The sequence below is a fragment of the Candidatus Palauibacter australiensis genome (assembly GCA_026705295.1).
GTDB classification, from domain to species: domain Bacteria; phylum Gemmatimonadota; class Gemmatimonadetes; order Palauibacterales; family Palauibacteraceae; genus Palauibacter; species Palauibacter australiensis.
The window spans coordinates 1-5,173 of the sequence record JAPPBA010000141.1; the positions used below are offsets into that span (position 1 = coordinate 1).

A 5,173-nucleotide genomic window follows, 5' to 3' on the forward strand; every position below is an offset into this window, starting at 1 on the left:
CGACAATTTAGACCCCAGGGACGCTGATCGTCGATCAGCGTCCCTGTTTAGTTTTCGTCAGGCTACTCGGCATGAACATGCCTGATGTCGCAGCCAACGTCCCACGCCACCGCGTAAGAGTGTTCGTGGATTTCTGGACTACCAGCTCTCCATGAGGGCTCGCGACCCAGGGTTTAACTCGGATTGGTCGAGACTGGGGCCGGTTCTGTCGCGTGCTGCCGCCGAGGTGGTCGACGCAGCCTCCAGGGACGAGTACCAGGGGCTGAACTTCTACGGCTCCTACAACAAAACCACGGACCGAAAGCTCCATCGCTGGGCAACGGAAGTCGTGAATACGTTCCCGGGCGTGAGCGTATCGATGGTCCCGCGCCAGAAGAAGCGGTCGCCACCACAATGTCCGGCCTGCCACGAGGCGATAGGTCGATGCCCGGCCTGTGGCGCTGATATGCGGGGCACCGAAGAGAAGGGTCTCGACGTTCGCATAGCCACCGACATGATCAGTCTCGCATGGGTCGATAACTACGACATCGCGGTACTGGTCTCATCCGATCGAGACTTCGTACCCGTGGCGGAGTTCCTCGAGACGCGAGGAATCAAGGTGATCCACGGCGCATTCCCACCGCAGGGTTCGGAATTAACCGGCAGCTGCTGGGGCGGCATCAACGTGCCAAGGCTGCGGGACGAGTTCAGGCGTTGATTCCACCCGGCCACGCTGTCGACTCTGGTCGATGTCCTCGGGCACGGACGGACACGCTGATCTCCGCCAGCGAAATCGCCTCGATGGGCGCGGCTCTCTGCACCGTCAGGGTGTCGCGGGTGGAGATCCTGAAGAATGCCGAGTCAGGCGGATCCTGCCACGGTCGGCGGTCCCTTCGTCGAGGCCGGTTCCACCCACACCCTGTAGTTCCGGGCCGGGGAAAAACTGGCCGGCCTGCTCCTTGGTCAGCCCCTTGAGGCTCAGCATCGAGGCCGTGCCCTCGCCATCCGTTGACGCCACGAGTTTAACGCACCAGCCGTCATCCTCGGATGACCTGTGAACGGACGACGGAACGAAGATCGTGTCCGGCGTGTTGAGCATTGTCACGGGCGCTACTCCTTCTTTTCGGCTGATGATGGGCGGTTGAGACTACGGCGGACCCTCGTGTTACAGCCGGCTGGGCTCCGAGGATGCCTTTCCCGGTGCCGGAGCCGCTACCCCTGCACCCAGCATGCGAGGATCCATCGTGAACACACCATCTGGGGCCGCCGCCCCAGTCGGCGCCGCCGCGGCCGGACTCCGGGGGAGCCATCGAACAAGAGAGGAGGGGCAGGAGCGGCAACGTCCGGTTGACGTGCAGGAGAGGGTTCGCTACGCTCCTGTCGGGACGCACCTACGGTGGATATTCATCGTACTGCCCCCCTTCCGAGGCCCGCGCTCCGGCGCGGGCTTTCGTGTTCCCGGAAGCTCCCCGTGACGTATCTCGCCTACCTCGACGATTCGGCCATATCGGTCCGTACGTCAGTTGACGCGCCCCTCGATTGCCCGCCGGTGTGGCGCTCCGTAGGCTTCCCACCGAGACGATACCTGCTCATCCGCGCTGACTATCGGACGTGATCGAACCATGACATCCAGTTTCTCGTCCTCCGCTCTCCTCCTGTGTGGCCTGCTGCTCACGGCCTGCGAGGTTCCGCCGCCGGAGTCCGGCGATGTCGCGGCTGCGGATGCGCCGGCGGACCCGACCGACCCTGTGACGGACGCCGCGGGCGACACTGTCCCCGAGCGGGAGCCGCTCCCGCCCGACTCGGCGATCATCCGGCTCGACGCGAGCGATCCCAACCTCGCGGTGTGGCAGGACCGGGACATCTCCGGGGATCCTCCGCGGGAACCGGGACCCATCGAGGTCGGATCCGTCCTCACCTTCTTCGGGCTTCCGATCGCGCGCACGCCGGAGGACCTCGTCGCGGGGGAGGTCGAAGTCGCCTTCATGGGGGCCCCGGTCGACATGGGGGTGGGGTACCGCGGGGCGGGTGAGGGGCCGACCGCGCTCCGTGCCATGCGGCGCAGCGTGGGCAGCATGGAGACGATGATCTCGTGGCGGAGCGAACTCACGGCGGTCGACTACGGCAACGCGCCCATCGACAACCTGAGCGTGGAGCGGAGCATGCCGCCGATCCGCCGGATGGTGCGCGAGATCGCGGAGACGGGCGCCATTCCCGTGATCATCGGGGGAGACCACTCGATCGAGTTCGCCAACGTGGCGGGACTCGCGGATGTGTACGGCAAGGAGAACGTCGGCGTCATCCACTTCGACGCGCACTACGATGCGGGGGATGCGCGGCACGGCCACCTGATCTCGCACGCGCAGCCGGTGCGCCGGCTCATCGACGACGGCCACATCCTCGGCCGGAACTTCATCCAGGTGGGACTGCGGGGCAGTTGGCCGGGGCCGTCAGGCTTCGAGTGGATGCGCGCGAACGACATGCGGTACCACACGATGGCCGAGATCGACCGGGACGGCTGGACGAACGTCATGACGGAAGTCCTCGACCAGGCGAACGAAGGCCCCGAGTACCTGCACATCTCCTTCGACATCGACGTCATGGACCCGGCCTACACCTCGGGCACGGGGACGCCGGTGCCGGGAGGACTGACGCCCCGGGAGGTGTTCTACATGGTCCGCGGGCTCTGCTCGGAGAACAACGTGGTGGGCTTCGACCTGGTCGAACTCAACCCGCTCGTCGACCCGGGCTACACGACCATGCTCAACGCCAAGAAGATCGTGGACGAGTGCATGACGGGCATCGCCCTCCGGAAGCTCGGCCTCGGAAACCGCGACTACCTGAGCCCCCTCACCCGCGACGACGGCCGCCGCTAGCCGCCGGTTGATGTGCCGGGGTCAGGCGGGGAAGTGCTCGTTGTCGATCGCGTCGAGCATGCCGGCGGCGGCGAGTTGGCGGATCCGGCTGTCGTCGCCGTGGAGGAGGTGGTACGTCCAGGGCAGGACGGGGGCGCTCGCCTCGTTCAGCGCCTGCATGTCCTCGGCCGGCAGGGAGAGTGACAGGTACTGCAGGCTGTCCTCGATCTGGGAGACTTTCCGGGCCCCGATCATCGGGATCACGCCGCGGTCGCGCACCCACGCCAGGGCCACCGCGGCCGAACTCGTTCCGAGGCGGTCGGCGATCTCATCCACCTTGCGGGCGGTGTCGTACGCCTTTTCGTCGAACTGGAAGGCCCATTGTTTGAAGACCTCGCTGTCGAAGCGCCGGCTCTCGGTGCTGGCGCCGCGCGTGTACTTGCCGGTCAGGAAGCCGCCGGCCAGCGGCGAGTACGCGTTCACGCTGATTCCGAGCGCGCGGGCACAGGGGATGATCTCGAATTCCAGATCCCTCGAGACCAGGTTGTACTGGTACTGCAGGGCCGAGATCGGCTCCCAGCCTCTCTGATCGGCGACGGTCTGGCCGCGCGCCACCACCCAGGCCGGCGTGTTGCACAGGCCGAAGTGCAGAACCTTCCCCTGCTGCACGAGGTCGTTCACGTTCCGCATCACGTCCGCGATGTCGGTGCTGTACTCCCAGAAGTGGATCCAGAGAAGGTCGATGTAGTCCACGCCGAGGCGCCTCAGGCTCCCTTCGACCGACTGCACCATGCTCTTCTTGTGGTTGCCTCCGGCGTTGGGATGGTCCCGGATGCTTGGGTCGAAGCCGCTGTGCAGGGTGTTGGTGTACTTCGTCGTCACGACGTAACGATGGCGCTCGGAAGCGACGAATTCCCCCAGAATCCGCTCGCTGAGACCGCCATTGTAGACTTCGTTGGCCGTGTCGAAGTAGTTGCCGCCCTTGTCCGCGAACGCTTCCAGGATCCGGCGACTCTCCTCGGGCCCAGCGGAGCTGGGCGACTCCGTCGACATCATCATGGTACCCAGGCAGACCTCCGACACGCGGAGGCCGCTCCTTCCCAGCAGCTTGTATCGCATTCCTCTCCTCTTCTCTGCTACGTCTCTGCTAGGCGCGGAGTTTGCGGGAGCCGAGCCAGATTCCCACGACGCCGATCACCGGGTTGAGCCAGGTGAGCCATGTCGGCTGGTTGGCGCTCATGGTCGCCTCCAGCATCCCCACGTCATCGGGGCGCGGTCCCGTGGCGGCCTCCACCGGCATCAGGGCCGACACCACGCCGAGCACGACGAGGATGCCGATCAGAATCAGCGCGCCCTTGGCGTCGTGCGCCATCCGGGCGCACACGAGGCCGCCGATGTACGCCCCCGCGAACCCGATCGCGATCGAGCCGAGTATCCAGCCGCTGGCGACCTCCCATGTACCCGGCTGGAAGGAGCGCGACGCGCCCAGCATCAGCCACAGGAGCGAGGAGAGTGCGAAGAGCACGGCGACGATCGCGATGTAGCCGACGATGGCGGCGAGGATGTTCCTGAGCATCATGTGCCTCCCTGCTGTTTCTCTTCCAGAATCTGGATCAGGCTGCCGCATGTATCGTCGAAGACGGCGGTGATGACGGTCCCCAGGTCTTTCGGCGGCTGAACGAACTTCACGCCCTTCGCCACGAGACGCTCGTGCTCGGCTTCGACATCATCGACCGCGAAGGACGCACTGGGAATCCCGTCCTCCATGAGCGCGGTCTTGAACGGACCGACTGCGGGGTGGCCATCGGGCTCGAGCAGCAACTCCGTCCCGTCCGGCGCTTCCTCGGATACCACGGTGATCCACGCGTACTCCCCCATGGGGATGTTGTGCTTCACCTGAAAGCCGAGGATGTCCGTGTAGAAACGAAGCGCCTTCTGCTGGTCGTTCACAACGACGCTGGTCAGATAGATTCTCATCCCTCGCTGCCCTCATCCTCAGAGTGTGAAGTGGAGTGTGACGTGCCCTCGTCCGTCGAGACCGGCCACCGCTCTCCGATGGCCTTCAGCGGCGCGCCCTTGAACCAGTGGAGCTTCGTCCTCCCCTCGCGCCTCGTGCGAATGAGCCCGGCGGCTTCCAGTACGTCCAGGTGTTGTGAGATCGCTTTCCGCGAGGAGTTGATGCCGTGTTTCATGATCAGGCCCCCGCAGAGTTCGAAGAGCGATTGCCCCGACCGATCGACGAGTTCATCCAGGATGGCCCGCCGAGTTCGGTCTGCGATCGCGCGATATATGTCCACGGGCCAGTCTAAGGCAAGCACCCGCTTGCATGTCAAGTCTTG

General features: G+C 65.2%; 7 protein-coding genes. 2 read left to right on the forward strand and 5 right to left on the reverse strand.

All coding sequences use genetic code 11. The features are described from left to right. Positions 1–151: 151 nt before the first annotated feature. On the forward strand, positions 152–697 hold the full coding sequence (locus OXN85_11620; GenBank protein ID MCY3600603.1) for an NYN domain-containing protein: 546 nt from the start codon (positions 152–154) through the stop codon (positions 695–697). A gap of 105 nt (positions 698–802) precedes the next feature. On the opposite strand, the gene OXN85_11625 is transcribed toward OXN85_11620, so the two are convergent. Further along, positions 803–1,084 carry a hypothetical protein gene (locus OXN85_11625; GenBank protein MCY3600604.1) on the reverse strand — a complete coding sequence of 94 codons (282 nt, stop codon included), beginning with the start codon at positions 1,082–1,084 and terminating at the stop codon, positions 803–805. A gap of 517 nt (positions 1,085–1,601) precedes the next feature. Between OXN85_11625 and OXN85_11630 the strand changes: the two genes are divergently transcribed. Next, positions 1,602–2,855, forward strand: coding sequence for an agmatinase family protein (locus OXN85_11630; GenBank protein ID MCY3600605.1), 1,254 nt, complete (start codon positions 1,602–1,604; stop codon positions 2,853–2,855). A 21-nt stretch (positions 2,856–2,876) separates the two neighbouring features. Here the strand turns inward: OXN85_11630 and OXN85_11635 are convergent, their stop codons facing one another. From OXN85_11635 to OXN85_11650, 4 genes are read right to left on the reverse strand one after another with little or no spacing between them, the layout of a single operon-like run. Then, a complete protein-coding gene (locus OXN85_11635; GenBank protein MCY3600606.1) occupies positions 2,877–3,953 on the reverse strand; it encodes an aldo/keto reductase in 1,077 nt (358 codons plus the stop codon). A gap of 28 nt (positions 3,954–3,981) precedes the next feature. Beyond that, positions 3,982–4,413, reverse strand: coding sequence for a hypothetical protein (locus tag OXN85_11640; GenBank protein ID MCY3600607.1), 432 nt, complete (start codon positions 4,411–4,413; stop codon positions 3,982–3,984). Continuing rightward, positions 4,410–4,811 (reverse strand): VOC family protein, encoded by a 402-nt coding sequence (locus OXN85_11645; GenBank protein MCY3600608.1) that lies wholly within the window; start codon positions 4,809–4,811, stop codon positions 4,410–4,412. The genes OXN85_11640 and OXN85_11645 overlap by 4 nt, the downstream gene beginning before the upstream one ends. After that, positions 4,808–5,131, reverse strand: a complete 324-nt coding sequence (locus tag OXN85_11650; GenBank protein MCY3600609.1) for a helix-turn-helix domain-containing protein — start codon at positions 5,129–5,131, stop codon at positions 4,808–4,810. Before OXN85_11650 ends, OXN85_11645 begins: the two co-directional genes overlap by 4 nt. Positions 5,132–5,173 lie beyond the last annotated feature (42 nt).

What these genes read in the sequence shown, in the direction of transcription:
- OXN85_11620 (MCY3600603.1), top strand. Translation starts at nt 152, where the DNA reads ATGAGGGCTCGCGACCCAGGGTTTAACTCGGATTGGTCGAGACTGGGG.
- OXN85_11630 (MCY3600605.1), top strand. Translation starts at nt 1,602, where the DNA reads ATGACATCCAGTTTCTCGTCCTCCGCTCTCCTCCTGTGTGGCCTGCTG.
- OXN85_11635 (MCY3600606.1), bottom strand. Translation starts at nt 3,953, where the DNA reads ATGCGATACAAGCTGCTGGGAAGGAGCGGCCTCCGCGTGTCGGAGGTC.
- OXN85_11640 (MCY3600607.1), bottom strand. Translation starts at nt 4,413, where the DNA reads ATGATGCTCAGGAACATCCTCGCCGCCATCGTCGGCTACATCGCGATC.
- OXN85_11645 (MCY3600608.1), bottom strand. Translation starts at nt 4,811, where the DNA reads ATGAGAATCTATCTGACCAGCGTCGTTGTGAACGACCAGCAGAAGGCG.